Source organism: Streptomyces sp. SudanB182_2057, from assembly GCF_964272715.1.
GTDB lineage: Bacteria > Actinomycetota > Actinomycetes > Streptomycetales > Streptomycetaceae > Streptomyces > Streptomyces rubradiris.
This window is the reverse complement of the sequence record NZ_OZ186798.1, coordinates 3,525,700-3,543,552: the sequence shown is the minus strand read 5'-3', so window position 1 is coordinate 3,543,552 and position 17,853 is coordinate 3,525,700. Positions and strand designations below refer to the sequence as shown.

Annotated in this window: 16 protein-coding genes; 11 read left to right on the top strand and 5 right to left on the bottom strand. The window is 72.0% G+C overall.

From position 1 onward, the window contains the following. Window positions 1-210 precede the first annotated feature (210 nt). Genes ACSURM_RS15125 through ACSURM_RS15105 form a run of 5 tightly spaced genes read left to right on the top strand, consistent with a single transcriptional unit; the run spans window position 211 to window position 6,709 of the window. Window positions 211-1,629: a glycosyltransferase family 2 protein gene (locus tag ACSURM_RS15125; protein ID WP_436961105.1), complete on the top strand. Its 1,419-nt coding sequence runs from the start codon at window positions 211-213 to the stop codon at window positions 1,627-1,629. Further along, complete coding sequence (locus ACSURM_RS15120) at window positions 1,629-2,651, top strand: glycoside hydrolase family 26 protein (RefSeq protein ID WP_436955515.1); 1,023 nt, start codon at window positions 1,629-1,631, stop codon at window positions 2,649-2,651. Before ACSURM_RS15125 ends, ACSURM_RS15120 begins: the two co-directional genes overlap by 1 nt. Then, window positions 2,648-4,627 carry a glycosyltransferase family 39 protein gene (locus ACSURM_RS15115; RefSeq protein WP_436955513.1) on the top strand — a complete coding sequence of 660 codons (1,980 nt, stop codon included), beginning with the start codon at window positions 2,648-2,650 and terminating at the stop codon, window positions 4,625-4,627. The genes ACSURM_RS15120 and ACSURM_RS15115 overlap by 4 nt, the downstream gene beginning before the upstream one ends. Before the next feature lie 31 nt (window positions 4,628-4,658). Beyond that, window positions 4,659-5,963 carry a UDP-glucose dehydrogenase family protein gene (locus tag ACSURM_RS15110; protein WP_436955511.1) on the top strand — a complete coding sequence of 435 codons (1,305 nt, stop codon included), beginning with the start codon at window positions 4,659-4,661 and terminating at the stop codon, window positions 5,961-5,963. Continuing rightward, the gene (locus tag ACSURM_RS15105; RefSeq protein WP_436955509.1) at window positions 5,963-6,709 is read left to right on the top strand and encodes a polyprenol monophosphomannose synthase; all 747 of its coding nucleotides are present in this window, start codon (window positions 5,963-5,965) and stop codon (window positions 6,707-6,709) included. Before ACSURM_RS15110 ends, ACSURM_RS15105 begins: the two co-directional genes overlap by 1 nt. A gap of 12 nt (window positions 6,710-6,721) precedes the next feature. Here the strand turns inward: ACSURM_RS15105 and ACSURM_RS15100 are convergent, their stop codons facing one another. Further along, window positions 6,722-7,597, bottom strand: coding sequence for a hypothetical protein (locus ACSURM_RS15100; protein WP_436955507.1), 876 nt, complete (start codon window positions 7,595-7,597; stop codon window positions 6,722-6,724). Between the two features lie 268 nt (window positions 7,598-7,865). On the opposite strand from ACSURM_RS15100, the gene rplM reads away from it, so the two are divergent. The 3 genes from rplM to glmM all read left to right on the top strand — a co-directional run bounded on the left by rplM (window position 7,866) and on the right by glmM (window position 10,442). Next, window positions 7,866-8,309, top strand: coding sequence for a 50S ribosomal protein L13 (rplM, locus tag ACSURM_RS15095; RefSeq protein WP_014674395.1), 444 nt, complete (start codon window positions 7,866-7,868; stop codon window positions 8,307-8,309). Window positions 8,310-8,351: 42 nt separating this feature from the next. Further along, window positions 8,352-8,864, top strand: coding sequence for a 30S ribosomal protein S9 (gene rpsI, locus ACSURM_RS15090; protein ID WP_359047574.1), 513 nt, complete (start codon window positions 8,352-8,354; stop codon window positions 8,862-8,864). A 219-nt stretch (window positions 8,865-9,083) separates the two neighbouring features. Then, a complete protein-coding gene (gene glmM / locus ACSURM_RS15085) occupies window positions 9,084-10,442 on the top strand; it encodes a phosphoglucosamine mutase (protein WP_436955505.1) in 1,359 nt (452 codons plus the stop codon). A 36-nt stretch (window positions 10,443-10,478) separates the two neighbouring features. Here the strand turns inward: glmM and ACSURM_RS15080 are convergent, their stop codons facing one another. Together ACSURM_RS15080 and coaA are read right to left on the bottom strand one after the other, a co-directional pair. Continuing rightward, window positions 10,479-11,408 (bottom strand): DUF389 domain-containing protein, encoded by a 930-nt coding sequence (locus ACSURM_RS15080; RefSeq protein WP_436955503.1) that lies wholly within the window; start codon window positions 11,406-11,408, stop codon window positions 10,479-10,481. A gap of 21 nt (window positions 11,409-11,429) precedes the next feature. Then, window positions 11,430-12,398, bottom strand: coding sequence for a type I pantothenate kinase (coaA, locus tag ACSURM_RS15075; RefSeq protein WP_436961103.1), 969 nt, complete (start codon window positions 12,396-12,398; stop codon window positions 11,430-11,432). A 224-nt stretch (window positions 12,399-12,622) separates the two neighbouring features. Between coaA and glmS the strand changes: the two genes are divergently transcribed. Then, on the top strand, window positions 12,623-14,470 hold the full coding sequence (glmS, locus tag ACSURM_RS15070) for a glutamine--fructose-6-phosphate transaminase (isomerizing) (RefSeq protein ID WP_436955502.1): 1,848 nt from the start codon (window positions 12,623-12,625) through the stop codon (window positions 14,468-14,470). A 75-nt stretch (window positions 14,471-14,545) separates the two neighbouring features. On the opposite strand, the gene ACSURM_RS15065 is transcribed toward glmS, so the two are convergent. Then, window positions 14,546-14,896: a hypothetical protein gene (locus ACSURM_RS15065; protein ID WP_436955500.1), complete on the bottom strand. Its 351-nt coding sequence runs from the start codon at window positions 14,894-14,896 to the stop codon at window positions 14,546-14,548. A 116-nt stretch (window positions 14,897-15,012) separates the two neighbouring features. Further along, the gene (locus ACSURM_RS15060) at window positions 15,013-15,795 is read right to left on the bottom strand and encodes an SDR family NAD(P)-dependent oxidoreductase (protein WP_436955499.1); all 783 of its coding nucleotides are present in this window, start codon (window positions 15,793-15,795) and stop codon (window positions 15,013-15,015) included. Between the two features lie 64 nt (window positions 15,796-15,859). Here ACSURM_RS15060 and ACSURM_RS15055 point away from each other — a divergent pair, with 64 nt between their 5' ends. Together ACSURM_RS15055 and ACSURM_RS15050 are read left to right on the top strand one after the other, a co-directional pair. Next, window positions 15,860-16,231, top strand: a complete 372-nt coding sequence (locus tag ACSURM_RS15055; protein ID WP_436955498.1) for a holo-ACP synthase — start codon at window positions 15,860-15,862, stop codon at window positions 16,229-16,231. A gap of 54 nt (window positions 16,232-16,285) precedes the next feature. Further along, window positions 16,286-17,719 (top strand): NAD(P)H-hydrate dehydratase, encoded by a 1,434-nt coding sequence (locus ACSURM_RS15050; protein ID WP_436955496.1) that lies wholly within the window; start codon window positions 16,286-16,288, stop codon window positions 17,717-17,719. Window positions 17,720-17,853 lie beyond the last annotated feature (134 nt).

The following is a 17,853-nucleotide window of genomic DNA, read 5'->3' as shown; positions in this document are numbered from 1 at the left end:
TGGGACAACGGAATGACTTCAGTGGATTCCGTGCGGGCCGGGGGGCGTCGTGCGGCACGGCAAAGTGGTGGGCGGCGACGGGCCGGGCGGGGCGGAACGGCCGCGCTGGGGCTGCTGCCGCTCCCGCCGACGGACAAGGAGAAGTACTCCTACGCGCGACGGCACCTGTGGATCCTGACGATCAGCTCGCTGATCAGCTTCTGCTGCCTGGTGCTGAGCCAGTTCAAGCTGGCGGCCTCCACCCCGGTGCTGTGGATCTACACGCCGCTGCTCGCCTTCACGGTGATCTACTACCTGGTGTCGCTGCGGGTGAACGGCTTCACCCGGGACTTCGACATCGCCCACCACCGGCGGCTGGTGCAGAACTGGCGGCCCGAGGTGTACCCGACCGTGGACGTGTTCCTGCCGGTGTGCGGTGAGCCCATCGAGGTGCTGCACAACACCTGGCGGCATGTGCGCGCGATGGCCGACCGGTACCCCGGGGTCTGTGTGCCGTTCGTGCTGGACGACGGCGCGAGCCCCGAACTGGCGGCGATGGCCCGGGACTTCGGCTTCCGCTACGGCACCCGGGAGAACCGGGGCTGGTTCAAGAAGGCCGGCAACCTCCACTTCGGCTTCGCCCAGTCCGACGGCGAGTACATCCTCATCCTGGACGCCGACTTCACCCCGCGCGCCGATCTGCTGGAGGAACTGCTGCCGTACATGGACGACGATCCGCGGATCGGCATCGTCCAGTCCCCGCAGTACTTCCGGGTGCTCGACTCGCAGAACTGGATCGAGCGCGGCGCGGGCGCGGTGCAGGAGCTGTTCTACCGCTCCGTGCAGGTCTCCCGGCAGGGCAGCGACGGCGCCATCTGCGTCGGCTCCTGCGCGATCTACCGGCGGGCGGCGCTGGAGACCAACGGCGGCACGACGCTGATCGAGCACTCCGAGGACGTGCACACCGGGTTCGACCTGCGCGGGCTCGGCTGGGACCTCAGATATGTGCCGGTCGCGGTGTCCACCGGGGTCTGCCCGGACAACGCGGGCGCCTTCTTCAACCAGCAGTACCGCTGGTGCTCCGGCTCGATGAGCCTGCTCGGCAGCCGCAAGTTCTGGCAGGCGAAGATCAAGCTGTCCAGCCGGCTGTGCTACATGTCCGGCTTCTTCTACTACATCCACACCGCGCTGTTCACCTTCGCGGCCCCGGTCATCCCGGTCGTGCTGCTGCTGGTGATGCCGGAGAAGCTCAAGGTCGAGCACCTGCTGCTGGTGCTGCCCAGCATCCTCTACACCACGATCATCTTCCCGATGTGGCACCGGGCGCCCTACCGCCTGGAGGCCTGGGCGACCCGCATGATGTACGGCTGGGCGCACGTCTTCGCCATCTGGGACATCCTGCGCAAGAACCGCATGGGCTGGCAGCCGACGGGCTCCTCCGGAGCCAAGAAGAACAAGACGCGGCGGTTCTGGATCGGCATGTGGGTCTGGAGCGGCGGCACGGCGCTGGTATGGGTCACCGCGGCGGTGTACCGGACGTTCACCATGAACGCCCCGGACTTCGCCCTGATCCTGTCCTCGGGGTTGTTCTACGCGCTGGTCGTCGGCCGCGTGCTGGTGCAGCCGCGGTCCGGGGCGGAGGCCGCCTGATGCGACTGACGGAACGATTCCGCATGACCGGTGCGGCCCTGGCCTGCGCCCTGGCCGGCGTCCTCGCGCTCGGCGGCTGCTCGCTCCTCGGCGACGACTCCGGGGGTTCCTCGGAGTCCGGCGGCGCGGGTGCCCCGCGCTCCTCGGCGAGCCCCCAGGACATCCCCTACGACGTCACGCCCCTGATCAAGCCGGCGAAGAAGTACTACGGGGCGGCCGTGCCGGGCGCGCCGATCTCCATGAAGAACATCGACGTGTACACGTCGAGGACCGGCAAGCAGCCCAACCTGATCGAGTACTACGCCGCCTGGGGCGACGGCTTCGACGCCACCGGTGTGCGCAACGCCTGGGCCGAGGGCGCCCTGACGCTGGTGTCCTGGGAGCCCTTCGACACCCCGCTCGCCGACATCGCGGCGGGCAGGTCGGACGCGTACATCAAGGAGTACGCGACCGCGGTGCGCAAGCTGAACCTGCCCGTGGTGATCGACTTCGCGGACGAGTTCAACGGCCACTGGGAGAAGTGGGGCACGAAGCACGCGACCCCGGCCCAGTACGTGGCCGCCTGGCGCCACATCCACCAGACCTTCGTCGACGTCGGCGCCACCAACGTCATCTGGGCCTGGACGCCCAACATCGTCAACCCGGTGAAGAACGTACGGCTCAAGCCGTACTACCCGGGTGACGCCTATGTGGACTGGATCGGTCTGGTCGGCTACTTCACCACCGGCCAGGACAACGCCTTCGACAGCGTCTTCGGGCCGACCCGCGACGAGATCCGCACCTTCACCAAGAAGCCGATGCTGCTGCTGGAGACCGCGGCCATGCCCGGCGAGCGGCGGCGGGCCGATGTCCGCAACCTGTTCGCGGGCGTCGCGGCGGACGACGACATGCTCGGGTTCATCTGGTTCGACTACAAAAAGCGCGCCGACTGGCGGCTGGAGGCGAGCCCGCTGGCGCTGAACGAGTTCAAGCGCCTGGCCGCCGACGACCGTTTCGGCTTCGACGTACGGAAGCCGTCATGACCTCTCGTCCCGAGTACTACACCCCGCAGCCCTACGATCCGTACGCCGAGGAGGAGCAGCAGGGCGGCTGGTTCAACTCCGACGGCTACCTCCCGCGCCGGCCGCAGGGCCACGACATCCCGCAGGGCTACGAGGTCCCGCAGGGGTACGACACTCCGCAGGGCTACCACCAGGTCCCCCAGGAGTACGACACCCCGCAGGACTACGGGGTCGCCCAGGGGCACCCGGTCCCGCAGGGGTACGACACCCCGCAGGGCTACCACCAGGTCCCCCAGGAGTACGACGCCCCGCAGGGCTACCAGCAGGTCCCCCAGGGGTACGACCTGCCCGAGGGATACGGGTACGACCCCGGGGTCCAGGCGTACCAGCAGCCGGCCGACCCGTCGGCGTACCTCACGCAGCCCGCCGAGGAGGAGCCGGCCGCACCCGCCGAGCCCGGGTACCACGTGCCCGACACGCCCGAGGTCGGCTGGGACATGGCCGCCAGCCGGCGGCGCGCCTGGGTCAGCCGGGCCGTGCTGCTGTGCGTGCTGGCCGTCCAGGCGGTGCTCTCGCTGCGCCTGGCCAACACCGCGTTCCAGGACGAGGCCCTCTACCTCGCGGCCGGCCACGCCGAGCTCCAGCACCTGCTGCACGGCACCCCGCTGCCCATCGACTACGCGGCCTACTTCTCCGGCTCGCCGCAGCTGTACCCGGTGCTCGCCGCCGCCGTGGACGACGTGCTCGGACTCACCGGGGCGCGCCTGCTGAGCCTGGCGTTCATGCTGGGCACCACCGGACTGCTGTACTCCTTCACCCGGCGGCTGTTCAACGAGCGGGCCGCGCTGGCCGGCGCCGCCCTGTTCGCCGTGGTGCAGTCCACGGTCGTCATGGGCTACTTCGCCACCTACGACGCCGCCGCGGTGTTCCTGCTGGCCCTGGCCACCTGGATCGTCGTACGCACCGACCGGGCGCCGGTGGCCGCCGTGCTGCTCGCCGTCCCCGTCGCCGTCCTCGCCGTCGGCGTGAAGTACGCGGCCGGCCTGTACCTGCCGACCATCGTCGTGCTCGCGCTGCTCACCGGCTGGCCGCACCAGGGGCGCAAGGCGTTCCTCCGGATGCTGCTGCTCGCGCTCGGCATCGGCGCGGTGCTGGGGGCCGGCATGTACGGCACCGACCTGATGGACGGTGTGCGGCAGACCACCACCGACCGCGACCACGGCTCCGACAGCACCGCCTTCCTGCTCCAGCGCTCCGGCGAGTGGGGCGGGCTGATGTTCCTCACCGCCGTCGGCGGCGCGGTCTCCTACGTGCGGCGCAGCCGGATGAACGAGTCCCCGGCCGCCCAGCGGCTCGGCAACCCCGGATGGCGCTGGCGGGCGCTGCTCGGCCTGCTGCTGTGCGGCACCGCGCTGCTCGCGCCCGCCTACCAGATGCACCTGGGCACCGTCGTCTCGCTGTTCAAGCACGTCGGCTTCGGCCTGCTGTTCGCCGCCCCGATGGCCGGGGTGGGCGTCACCCGGCTGATCGGCGCCCACTTCCGCTACCCCCAGCTCGGCATCATGCTGTGGACCGCGACGCTCTGCCTCGGCATCTCGCAGGCGGACTGGCGCTTCGGCGTCTGGCCCGACTCCTCGAAGATGATCCGGGTCATCGACTCCCACGTGGACCGCGAGGGCCACTACCTCGCCTCCACCCCCGAGGTGCCCGTCTACTACCTGCGGGACAAGACCACCCACCGGCAGTGGCAGGGCGTGTTCGCCCTGGAGTACACGGACAAGAAGGGCACGTACCACCAGGGCGACGACGCCTACCGGGCGGCGCTGCGCGACGGCGAGTTCGACCTGATCGTCCTGGACGGCCTCACCAACCCCCGGGTGGACGCCATCGTCACGGACGCGGTCAAGGGCAACCCGCACTACCGGCTCCTGGCCGACCTGCCCTTCCGCAACTCCAGCGGCACCGGTCACTACCGCATCTGGACCAAGACCTCCTGACAGCGGGTCCGAAGCGAGAAAGGCCGTCCTCATGCGGCTCACCGTCATCGGCACCGGCTATCTCGGTGCCACCCACGCCGCCTGCATGGCCGAACTGGGCCACGAGGTGCTCGGCGTCGACGTCGACCCGGAGAAGGCCGCCGCGCTCGGCGCCGGGCGGGTGCCCTTCCACGAGCCGGGCCTGCCCGAGCTGATCGCGCGGCACACCGCGAGCGGCAGGCTGCGGTTCACCACCTCCTACGCGGAGGCCGGGGCCTTCGGCGAGGTCCACTTCGTGTGCGTGGGCACCCCGCAGCGGGCCGGTAGCGACGCCGCCGACCTGAGCCAGGTGGACGCGGCCTTCGCCGCCCTGGTCGCGCACGCCGCGCCGGACGCGCTGCTCGTCGGCAAGTCGACCGTGCCCGTCGGCACGGCCGGGCGGCTGGCCCGGACGTACGACGCGGAGATCGCCTGGAACCCGGAGTTCCTGCGCGAGGGCTTCGCCGTCCAGGACACGCTGCGCCCGGACCGGCTGGTGTTCGGCGTCGCGTCACAGCGCGCCGAGGCCGTGCTGCGCGAGGTGTACGCGCCGGTCCTCGCCGCCGGCACCCCGCTGGTCACCGCCGACTTCCCGACCGCCGAGCTGGTCAAGACGGCCGCCAACGCCTTCCTCGCCACCAAGATCTCCTTCATCAACGCGATGGCCGAGGTCTGCGAGGCGGCCGGCGGCGACGTGCGCACGCTCGCCGAGGCCCTCGGCCACGACGACCGGATCGGGGCGAAGTTCCTGCGCGCCGGCGTGGGCTTCGGCGGCGGCTGTCTGCCCAAGGACATCCGCGCCTTCGCGCACCGGGCCGGCGAGCTGGGCGTCCCGCTCGGGCTGCTGCGCGAGGTGGACGCGATCAACATGCGGCGCCGGGACCGGGTGGTGGAGCTGGCCCGCGAGCTGTGCGGGGGAGCGGTGCTCGGCGCCCGGGTAGCCGTCCTCGGCGCCGCCTTCAAGCCCGGCTCGGACGACATCCGCGACTCGCCCGCGCTGGCCGTGGCCGCCCGGCTGCGGCTGGAGGGCGCCGACGTCACCGTCTTCGACCCCCAGGCCGCGGACAACGCGCGCAAGGCGTTCCCGCTGCTGGGATACGCGGACACCGTCGAGGACGCGCTGCGCGGGGCCGACCTGGTCCTGCATCTGACCGAGTGGCCGCAGTTCCGGGAGATCGATCCGGAGCGGGCGGCGACGCTGGTGGCCCGGCCGCGGATCGTGGACGGGCGAGGGGGGCTCGACGCGGACCGCTGGGCCGCGGCGGGCTGGTGGTTCCGGGCACCGGGCAGGCCGGTGCCCGCAGGGGAGGGACAGTGATGGCACAGAGCGAGGCGGCCCGGATCACCGTGGTGATGCCGACCTACAACGAGGCGGCGAACCTGCCGGGCGTGGCCGAGGCCGTGCTCGGGCTGGAGCTGGACGGGCTCCAGTTGAAGATCGTCGACGACTCCAGCCCGGACGGCACCGGGCGGATCGCCGAGGAACTGGCCGAGAAGTACAACGGCGACGGCCGCACCCGGATGAGCGTGCTGCACCGCACCGAGAAGGACGGGCTGGGCCGGGCGTACACCGCCGGGATGTCGGCGGCGCTGGACGAGGGCGCCGAGTACGTCGTCCAGATGGACGCCGACGGCAGCCACCCGGTGGAGGCGGTGCCCCGCATGCTGCGGGCGGCCCTCGACTCCGGCGCCGGGCTGGTGGTCGGCAGCCGTTACGTCGAGGGCGGCTCGCTGGACGAGGAGTGGGCCGCCCACCGGGTGCTGCTGTCCCGGTTCGCCAACCGGTACGCGCGCGCCGTCCTCGGCACCGACATCCAGGACATCACGGCCGGGTTCAACCTGTGGTCGGCGCGGACCCTGCGGGACGTCGGCCTGGCGTCCCTGGACAGCGCCGGCTACAGCTTCCAGGTGGAGCTGAAGTACCGGGCCGTCCGGGCCGGGCACACGGCCGTGGAGGTCCCCATCCGGTTCGCCGAGCGCACCGAGGGCGAGTCCAAGATGACGCTGCGCACCCAGCTGGAGTCGGCGGTGCTGCCGCTGCGGCTGCGGCTGAAGCGGTACTAGCGTTCCGGGCGGTTACCGGGCGGCGGCTTCGGCCTGCTGCTGGCCGCGGCGGTGGATCTGGTTCACGGTGAACTGGGCCAGGCTGTTGCCGGCGCCGAAGACGGCGGTGTCCTTCTTGGTGACGTCCTTGCCGGTGGTGAAGCCGGAGATGGTGAAGTAGGCGTAGCGGCCGTAGGCATTGCGCGTGGAGCGGCAGAAGGCCCCGTCGCAGAACGGCTTGACGCCGCCCTTGCCGTACAGCGAGCGGACGATGGACCGGTCGTCGGTCTGCGCCTTGGCCCGGCCGGCCCGCGCCGCGTCGTCGAAGACGGCGACGCCCACGGTGACCGCGATGTCGCCGTGGGTGTAGGTGGCGCGCAGCAGGCGGGTGCAGCCGTTGGCGGTGAGGATGGGCGGCAGGGTGCCGCCGGCGACGGAGGCGCAGCCGGAGGTGTCGTCCGTGGCGCCCTTCGTGTACACGGTGTCGCCGAGGGTGAGCTGCTTGCCGGGGAAGAGCGTGTCGGGGCCGAGCGGAGCGGTGTCCTTCCCGGCGCTGGATATGAAGTCCGCGGGGTTCAGCGGCGGTGGCGCGCTGGTCGGCTCGAAGGACGGCGTCGCGGTGCCGGTGCCGGGTATGGAGGCGGTGGCGGGCAGGTTGCTCGGGCCGGCCTCGGGGTCACCGCCGTTCGCGGAGACCACGGCCACGGCGACCGCGGTGCCTATCGCGACCGTGGCCAGCGCCCCGCCGGCTATGAACAGCAGCTTGCGGCGCTTGTTCCGGGTCTCGGAGGCCTCGGCGAGCGCGGCCCAGTCGGGCGTCCCGTCGTCTTCTCCGCTGTTCCACGGCTGCTGGGAATGCGGTTTCCAGGGATCCCACTGAGACTGGGGTCCCCCCTGCCCGTAACTCATGGGGCGCATCTTAGACGGGGGCCCGGGGACACGGGGGCCGTCCGGCGGCCCGCCTCGTTTTGACCCGCCCGGGGGCCAGCCGGTAACCTGCTTCTTCGTTGTGTATTGGCTTGCTCATTCTCACGGGACGGGCCCTTACACCGGTCCACCGGGCCGATGACCAGCGACCCCACGCACGCGGTTTGCGTCGCCGCCGTGGGTCAAGGCTGTCGTGATCGTTTCGGTGACCTTGTTTAGGACCATTCACTCGAAGCGAAGGCTACGAACCGTGCGTACGTACAGCCCCAAGCCCGGCGATGTGACGCGCCAGTGGCACGTCATCGACGCTCAGGACGTTGTCCTGGGCCGTCTCGCCACCACTGCCGCGACCCTCCTCCGGGGCAAGCACAAGCCGATCTACGCGCCGCACGTCGACGCTGGTGACTTCGTCATCATCATCAACGCCGACAAGGTGCACCTGTCCGGCAACAAGCGGACCCAGAAGATGGCCTACCGCCACTCCGGCTACCCGGGTGGTCTGCGCTCCGTCCGTTACGACGAGCTGCTGGACAAGAACCCGGAGAAGGCCATCGAAAAGGCCGTCAAGGGCATGCTCCCCAAGAACTCCCTGGGCCGTCAGATGCTCTCGAAGCTGAAGGTCTACAAGGGTGACCAGCACCCGCACGCGGCCCAGCAGCCGGTGCCGTTCGAGATCACCCAGGTCGCGCAGTAAGTCCGGCCACCCCCTAAGACTGAAGAGAATCTGAGGAGAATCGTGGCCGAGACCACTGCCGAGCAGCCGCTCGAAGAGCTTGACATCGACAGCTACACCACCGAGTCCGAGGTCCCCGTCGAGGGCGAGTACACCTCGGAGTCCCTGGCCTCCCGCTTCGGCGAGCCGCAGCCGGCCGCCGGCCTGGGCCGCCGCAAGAACGCCATCGCCCGCGTCCGGATCGTCCCGGGCACCGGCAAGTGGAAGATCAACGGTCGCACCCTCGAGGACTACTTCCCGAACAAGGTGCACCAGCAGGAAGTCAACGAGCCGTTCAAGGTCCTGGAGCTCGACGGCCGTTACGACGTCGTCGCCCGCATCGCCGGTGGCGGTGTCTCCGGTCAGGCCGGTGCGCTGCGTCTCGGTGTCGCCCGCGCGCTGAACGAGGCCGACGTCGACAACAACCGCGGCCCGCTGAAGAAGGCCGGCTTCCTCAAGCGCGACGACCGTGCGGTCGAGCGCAAGAAGGCCGGTCTGAAGAAGGCCCGCAAGGCTCCGCAGTACAGCAAGCGCTAAGCTTCGCTGCCTGCTCGTACGTGGTACGGGCTTCGGCCCCGCGTACTCCGAACGCCCCGGCGGCACGCCACATGTGCCCCCGGGGCGTTCGCTTATCCCAGCCAAGGGCGTATAACGGCACAAGACGCTCAAAGGCTTGTGTGATCGGATACCGGGTTCGCCTGCCACCCCGACGCGGCGCGGACCGCTTCCGACAACGATGCTTCCTCAGGAGGACAAGTGGGACGACTCTTCGGCACGGACGGCGTGCGCGGTGTCGCCAACGCGGATCTGACGGCCGAGCTGGCGCTGGGCCTCTCCGTCGCCGCGGCGCATGTGCTGGCCGAGGCGGGCACCTTCGAGGGCCACAAGCCGACGGCGGTGGTCGGACGGGACCCGCGCGCGTCCGGGGAGTTCCTGGAGGCCGCGGTGGTGGCCGGGCTGGCCAGCGCGGGCGTCGACGTCCTGCGGGTCGGCGTGCTGCCGACGCCCGCGGTGGCGCACCTGACCGGCGCGCTCGGCGCCGACCTCGGCGTGATGCTCTCCGCCAGCCACAACGCCATGCCGGACAACGGCATCAAGTTCTTCGCCCGCGGCGGCCACAAACTCGCCGACGAGCTGGAGGACCGGATCGAGGCGGTCTACGACTCCCACCGGCACGGAGAGCCCTGGGAGCGGCCGACCGGGGCCGGCGTCGGCCGCGTACGGTCGTACGACGAGGGCTTCGAGCAGTACATCGCCCACCTGCTGGCGGTGCTGCCCAACCGGCTCGACGGCCTGAAGATCGTCCTGGACGAAGCACACGGCGCGGCCTCGGGGGTCTCGCCGGAGGTGTTCGCCCGCGCGGGCGCCCAGGTCGTCACGATCGGCGCCGAGCCGGACGGGCTCAACATCAACGACGGCTGCGGCTCGACCCACCTGGACCTGCTCAAGGCCGCGGTCGCCGAGCACGGCGCGGACCTCGGCATCGCGCACGACGGCGACGCGGACCGCTGCCTGGCCGTGGACCACACCGGCGAGGAGGTGGACGGGGACCAGATCCTCGCCGTGCTCGCGCTGGCGCTGCGGGAGCGGTCCGCGCTGCCCGCCGACACGGTGGTGGCCACCGTGATGTCCAACCTCGGCTTCAAGCTGGCGATGGAACGCGAGGGCATCCGGCTCGTGCAGACGTCCGTGGGCGACCGGTACGTCCTGGAGGAGATGAAGGAGCACGGCTACGCCCTCGGCGGCGAGCAGTCCGGGCACGTCATCATCCTCGACCACGCCACCACCGGTGACGGCACGCTGACCGGCCTGCTGCTGGCGGCGCGGGTCGCGCAGACCGGCCGTACGCTGCGGGAGCTGGCCTCCGTCATGGAGCGGCTGCCGCAGGTCCTGATCAACGTGCCGGACGTGGACAAGTCGCGGGTGAAGACGTCGGCGGACCTCGCCGCCGCGGTCGCCGAGGCGGAACGCGAACTCGGCGAGACCGGTCGGGTGCTGCTGCGGCCGTCGGGCACGGAGCCGCTGGTGCGGGTGATGGTCGAGGCCGCGGACATCGAGCAGGCCCGGTCGGTCGCGGGCCGGCTGGCCGACGCGGTGAAGGCGGCGCTCGGGTAGTACCGGGTCCGGGGCGGGGGCCCGGACCCGCGCCCCTCACGGGCGTTGGCGCCGGTGCTCCCAGAAGTACTTCTGGGTGAGCAGGGTGACGGTCGCCGCCAGCACGATGCCCAGCAGGTTCAGCAGGAGCTGGACGGTCGAGCCGCTGGTCTGTGACGTGTCGCCGTAGGCCAGCGCCACCGCCGCGTTGGCCGCGGCCGGGACCGTGGTCACCGAGATGGCCACGCCCACCAGGGCGCCCGACTTGGCGGAGGTCAGGGACAGGATGCCGGCGATGCCGGCGAGTACGGCCACGACGAACGAGAACCAGTCGGGGGCGTAGATGAACCCGGTGTTCGGCCGGGCGCCCTCCAACTGGTCCTCGCTGAACAGCCCGACCGCGTCCATGAGCAGGCTGAACGCGGAGGTCAGGGCCATGGCCACCGCGAAGCCCACCAGCAGCGCGAGCAGCGAGCGCCAGGCCAGGCGCGGACGGCGCCGCACCAGGGCCGTGCTGATGCCGGCCAGCGGGCCGAACTCCGGGCCGACCGCCATCGCGCCCACGATCAGGATCGCGTTGTCCAGCACCACACCGCAGGCGGCGATCATCGTGGCCAGGGTGATGAAGGCGAGGTAGGTGACCGAGAGCGTCGACTCCTCGTGGGTCGCCTCGATCAGGCCCTCCCACAGCACCGCGTCCGCGCCCTCGCCGGGGGCCTCCTTCTCGGCCTCCTCGGCCCGCCGGGACAGCGACAGACCGATGTCCTCCACGGCGATGGAACCGGTGTCCTCCAGGCCCAGCCGCCGCAGTCCGGCGATGAGTTCGTCGCCCGCCTCGCGCGCCACGTCGCACAGGACGAGGTCGCCGACGGGGTCGCGGGCGGTGCCGGGCAGGACGACGAGGTGGGTGGTGCCGACCGTCCGCTCGATCAGCCGCACCACCTCCTCCGTCTGCCCGGCCGGGGTGATCAGGCGCAGATGCAGCATGCGCCCATCCAACCGGACGGGCTACAGCTTGCGCAGCCGCAGCCGCTGCACCTTGTGGTCCGGGCCCTTGCGCAGGATGAGGCCGGCCCGGCCGCGGGTCGGGGCGATGTTCTCCACCAGGTTCGGCTGGTTGATGGTCCGCCAGAGCATGCGCGCGTAGTCCAGGGCCTCCTCCTCGGAGACCTGGGTGTACTTGCGGAAGTACGACGACGGGTTCTGGAAGGCGGTCTGCCGCAGCTTCCGGAAGCGGCTGAGGTACCAGCGCTCGATGTCCTCGGTGCTCGCGTCGACGTACACGCTGAAGTCGAAGTAGTCGGCGAGACCGACCCGGGTACGGCCGTCCTTGCCGGGCAGCGCGGGCTGGAGGACGTTCAGGCCCTCGACGATGAGGATGTCCGGGCGGCGGACGACGAGGCGTTCGCCCGGCACGATGTCGTAGATCAGGTGGGAGTAGACCGGCGCGGACACCTCGTCCTTGCCGGCCTTGATGTCGGCGACGAAACGGGTCAGGGCGCGGCGGTCGTAGGACTCGGGGAAACCTTTCCGCGACATCAGGCCGCGGGCCTCCAGCTCCCGGGTGGGCAGCAGGAAGCCGTCCGTCGTGACCAGTTCCACGCGGGGGTGCTCGGGCCAGCGGGAGAGCAGGGCCTGGAGCAGGCGGGCGACGGTGGACTTGCCGACGGCCACGGAACCGGCGACGCCTATCACGAACGGGGTGCCGGACTGGGAGCCCTTTTCCCCGAGGAAGGTGTTCAGCGCGCCGCGCAGACCGTCCGTGGCGCCGACGTAGAGGTTGAGGAGCCGGGAGAGCGGGAGGTAGATGTCCCGCACCTCGTCCAGGTCGATGACGTCACCCAGACCGCGGAGCTTCTCCACCTCCTCGGCGCTGAGCGGCAACGGCGTCTTGTCGCGCAGCCCGCTCCACTCGGCGCGGGTGAGATCGACGTAGGGAGTCGCCTCCGGCCTGTGCCGGTGGGCGCTCCGGGGCATCGAGGAGACCGGTGAGATCACAGTCCATTGTTAACGGAGTTTGAACGGGCTGGGGGGTGGGGTGGGTCACGTGGCCCGTCACGACGAGATCGCCGTACCGGAGAGCCGACCCGGCGGCCTCCAGGAGAGCGTGCCCCGACGACCCTTCGTACGGCGGTGGGAATTTCTGATTTCGGGCAAGGTGCGGCCGTTTCTGATCGGTTGTGGACCTTAGGCTGCCGCTCATGTGCGGAATCGTGGGATACGTAGGGTCACAGTCGGCGCTGGACGTCGTGATGGCCGGGCTGAAGCGGCTGGAGTACCGGGGCTACGACTCGGCCGGGGTCGCCGTGCTCGCGGACGGCGGGCTGGCCGCCGCGAAGAAGGCCGGGAAGCTGGTCAACCTGGAGAAGGAGCTGGCCGAACGGCCGCTGCCGGCCGGCTCGACCGGCATCGGGCACACCCGCTGGGCCACCCACGGCGGCCCCACGGACGCCAACGCGCACCCGCACCTGGACAACGCGGGCCGGGTCGCCGTGGTGCACAACGGCATCATCGAGAACTTCGCCGTGCTGCGCGCCGAACTCGCCGAGCGCGGGCACGAGTTGGCCTCCGAGACGGACACCGAGGTCGTCGCCCACCTGCTCGCCGAGGAGTTCTCGGTCACCGCCGACCTCGCCGAGGCGATGCGGCTGGTGTGCCGCCGCCTGGAAGGCGCGTTCACCCTGGTCGCGGTGCACGCCGACGCACCGGACGTGGTGGTCGGCGCCCGCCGCAACTCCCCGCTGGTGGTGGGCGTCGGCGAGGGCGAGGCGTTCCTGGCCTCCGACGTCGCCGCATTCATCGCCCACACCCGCTCCGCGATCGAGCTGGGCCAGGACCAGGTGGTCGAACTGCGCCGGGACGGCGTCACGGTGACCGGCTTCGACGGCCGCCCCGCCGACGTCCGCTCCTACCACGTGGACTGGGACGCCTCCGCCGCCGAGAAGGGCGGCTACGACTACTTCATGCTCAAGGAGATCGCCGAGCAGCCCAAGGCCGTCGCCGACACCCTGCTCGGCCGCATCGACCCCAGCGGCTCGCTGACCCTGGACGAGGTGCGGATCAGCCCCTCCGAACTGCGCGAGGTCGACAAGGTCGTCATCGTCGCCTGCGGTACGGCCTTCCACGCCGGCCTCATCGCCAAGTACGCCATCGAGCACTGGACCCGCATCCCCTGCGAGGTCGAGCTGGCCAGCGAGTTCCGCTACCGCGACCCGATCCTGGACGGCCGCTCCCTGGTGATCGCCATCTCCCAGTCCGGCGAGACCATGGACACCCTGATGGCGCTGCGCCACGCCCGCGAGCAGGGCTCCAAGGTGCTGGCCATCTGCAACACCAACGGCTCGACCATCCCCCGCGAGTCCGACGCCGTGCTCTACACGCACGCCGGTCCCGAGGTCGCCGTCGCCTCGACCAAGGCGTTCCTCACCCAGCTCGTCGCCTGCTACCTGGTCGCCCTGTACCTCGGCCAGGTGCGCGGCACCAAGTGGGGCGACGAGGTCCACGCGGTCATCAAGGACCTGTCCCGGATCTCGCACGAGGTGGAGCGGGTCCTGGAGACCATGGAGCCGGTCCGGGCGCTGGCCCGCACCCTGGCCGCGAAGAACACCGTCCTCTTCCTCGGCCGGCACGTCGGCTACCCGGTGGCCCTGGAAGGCGCGCTGAAGCTCAAGGAACTCGCCTACATGCACGCCGAGGGCTTCGCCGCCGGCGAGCTGAAGCACGGCCCGATCGCGCTGATCGAGGAGGACCTGCCGGTGGTGGTGGTCGTACCGTCCCCGCGCGGCCGGTCCCTCCTGCACGACAAGATCGTGTCCAACATCCAGGAGATCCGCGCGCGCGGCGCCCGCACCATCGTCATCGCCGAGGAGGGCGACGAGACGGTGGTCCCCTACGCCGACCACCTGATCCGCATCCCGGCCACGCCGACGCTGCTCCAGCCGCTGGTGGCCACCGTGCCGTTGCAGGTCTTCGCCTGCGAGCTGGCCACGGCCCGGGGCAACGAGGTGGACCAGCCCCGGAACCTGGCGAAGTCCGTCACCGTGGAGTGAGGGGGACGGCGCGGGGCGCCCGGCCGGACGCCGTTCGCCCCGCTGCCGTTCCGCCCGGCGGGGCCGGGCCGGTGGTCACCAGTTGATGCAGGTCTTCGGCACCCAGCCGGTCTTCTTCTCGCCGCCGTAGTACCACAGGTTGCTCTTCTTGCCGCAGGCCGTGTACGAGCCGCCCTTGTACGCCTTGCCGTCGTTGCAGATCGTGCCCTTGCGGCCCTTGCCCCAGATGCCGACGGCCGTGGCGGTCGTCTTGGGCGAGGTGCGGACGTTGACGGTCTCCTTGGCCTTGACGTTGACGATGGCCTTGCCGCAGTCCTTCGGCAGGGACGCCGCGGAGGCGGAACCGGCGCCGGCGACGGTCCCGGCGAGGGCCGTGCCGACGAGAACGGCGGTGGTGAGCGCGCTGCCCAGGAACCTCGACTTCAAGGTGCTGTCCTCCCGTTGTGTGCGTCGGCGTCGCGCTGACGTGCGCGACGCCGGTCACCGGGAAGGCTACTGGGCCACCGCCCGGCCGTGATCTTGAGGGCGGTGCGCGCGGCCGCTCAGTGGACGGACAGGCCGCCGTCCACGTGGATCGACTGGCCGGTGACATAGGCGGAGGCACCGCTCGCCAGGAACACGGCCGCGCCCGCGAAGTCCTCGGCCAGGCCGTTGCGGCCGGTCATCGTGCGCGCGGCCAGGGCCGCCACCCGCTCCGGGTCCTCCGACAGCCGCGCGTTGAGCGGGGTCATCACGAAGCCCGGCACCAGGGTGTTGCAGGTGACCCCGTACGGCGACCAGGCCTCGGCCTGGGAGCGGGCCAGCGACTCCAGCCCGCCCTTCGACACGCCGTAGGCACCGCTCTGCACGAACGCCCGGTGCGCCTGCTGGGAGCTGATGTGGATGATCCGGCCGAAGCCCCGCTCCGCCATCCGCGGCCCGAACCGCTGCCCCAGCAGGAACGGCGCCTCCAGGTTCACCGCCATGGTGGCGTCCCACACGTCCTCGCCCAGCTCGCCCAGCGGCGGACGCAGGTTGATCCCGGCGGAGTTGACGAGGATGTCGGGCTCCCCGAACACGGCCGCCGCGTCCTCGGCGGCCGCGCGCACCCCGTCCCGGCTGCCCAGATCACCGCTCACCCAGGCCGCCCGGCAGCCGTCGGCCGTCAACTCCTCCACCGTGTCGGCGAGTTCCCGCTCGCGCCGGGCCACGATCACGACGCTCGCCCCGGCCCGCGCCAGCGCCCCCGCGACGGCCCGGCCGATGCCCGAGCTGCCGCCGGTCACCAGCGCGACCCGGCCGTCCAGCGAGAACAGGCCGGAGAGATAGGCGTTCGATGAGGTCATGTCCGCAGCGTAGGCGACGTGGTGTCGCCGGTACGCCGTCGGCCCGGGCCGTAGGGTGCTCGGCATGAGCATCATCGGGGTGGGCATCGACGTCGCCGAGATCGACCGGTTCCGGGCGTCCCTGGAGCGCACGCCGGGGCTGGCCGACCGCTTGTTCGTACGGCACGAACTGCTGCTGCCCAGCGGCGAACGGCGCGGCATCGCCTCGCTGGCGGCCCGGTTCGCCGCCAAGGAGGCACTGGCCAAGGCGCTGGGGGCACCGCCGGGACTGCACTGGACCGACGCCGAGGTGTACGTGGAGGACAGCGGCCAGCCCCGGCTGCGGGTGACGGGCACGGTGGCCGCGCGCGCGGCCGAGCTGGGCGTGCGCGCCTGGCACGTGTCGCTCAGCCACGACGCCGGGGTGGCCTCGGCCGTGGTGGTCGCCGAGGGCTGACCGGGCCGGCGCCGCGGGTGTGGACGGCCCGGCTCCGGGGGCAGACTCGGTGTCATGCGTACTGCGTACAGCGTGGAGACGGTGAGGGCGGCCGAACGGGCCCTGATGGAGCGGCTGCCGGAAGGCGCGCTGATGCTGCGGGCCGCCGCCGGGCTGGCCGCCGCCTGCGCCGGCCTGCTCGGGCGGGTGTCCGGCAGCCGGGTGGTGCTGCTGGTGGGCAGCGGGGACAACGGCGGGGACGCCCTGTACGCGGGGGCCCGGCTGGCCCGGCGCGGCGCCGGGGTGACCGCCGTCCTGCTCGCGCCCGGACGGACCCACGCCGCGGGGCTCGCCGCGCTGCGCCGGGCGGGCGGCCGGGCGGTCACGGCGGACCGGGGCGAGGCGGCGATCGCGCGGGCCCGCCTGGTCGTGGACGGGATCGTCGGCATCGGCGGCAAGGGCGGGCTGCGGCCGGACGCCGCACGGCTCGCCGAGGCGGTCGCGCGGTCCGGGGCCGCCGTCGTCGCCGTGGACCTGCCCAGCGGCGTCGACGCGGACACCGGGGAGGTGCGCGGGGCCGCGCTGCGCGCCGACCTGACCGTCACCTTCGGCGCGTACAAGCCCGGGCTGCTGGTGGATCCCGCGCGGGAGTACGCCGGAGCGGTACGGTTCGTCGGCATCGGCATCGAACCGCCGCCCGCCGACGCCGTCCTCCAGGCCCTGCAACACGCCGATGTGGCACGGCTGCTGCCGACTCCGGCGGCGGAGAGCGACAAGTACCGGCGCGGGGTGGTCGGGATCGCGGCGGGCTCGGCACGGTACCCGGGCGCGGCCGTGCTGGCGGTGTCCGGGGCGCTGCGCGGCGGGGCCGGGGCCGTACGGTACGTCGGCCCGGCCGGGGACGCGGTCCTCGCGCGCTTCCCGGAGACCCTCGTCTCCGACGCCGGACCCGCCAAGGCCGGCCGGGTGCAGGCGTGGGTGACCGGGCCGGGCGCCGGGGACGACGCGGCGACCGTGGCCGAGGTGCTGGCGACGGACGTGCCCGTACTGCTCGACGCGGACGGGCTGCGGCTGGCCGACCGGGACACCGTACGGGGGCGGACCGCGCCGACCCTGATGACCCCGCACGCGGGCGAGGCCGCCGCGCTGCTGGGGGTGCGGCGCGAGGAGGTCGAGGCCGCCCGGCTGGCCGCGGTGCGCGAACTGGCAGCGGCGTACCGGGCGACGGTCCTGCTGAAGGGCTCCACCACCCTGGTCGCCGGCCCCGACGGCGGACCCGTACGGGTCAACCCCACCGGCACCCCCTGGCTGGCCACGGCCGGCAGCGGCGATGTGCTCTCCGGCCTCGCCGGCTCCCTGCTGGCGGCCGGCCTGGACCCGCTGGACGCCGGGAGCGTGGCCGCGTACCTCCACGGCCTGGCGGGCCGCTTCGCCGCGCGGGACGCACCGGCGGGGGCCCACGACGTGGCGACCCGCATCCCCGAGGCGTGGCGGAACGTACGGGGTTGAGCCGCGCGACGACCCGAAACCGGGGCGCGTCGCGGGTACGGGGTCCCCGGGCGGGCTGGACGTGTTGCGGGTCCGGTTCGCCGGCCCGGTCGGGCGTGCTGTGGATACCGGTCCCTGTGCTCGGTCGGTCGTGC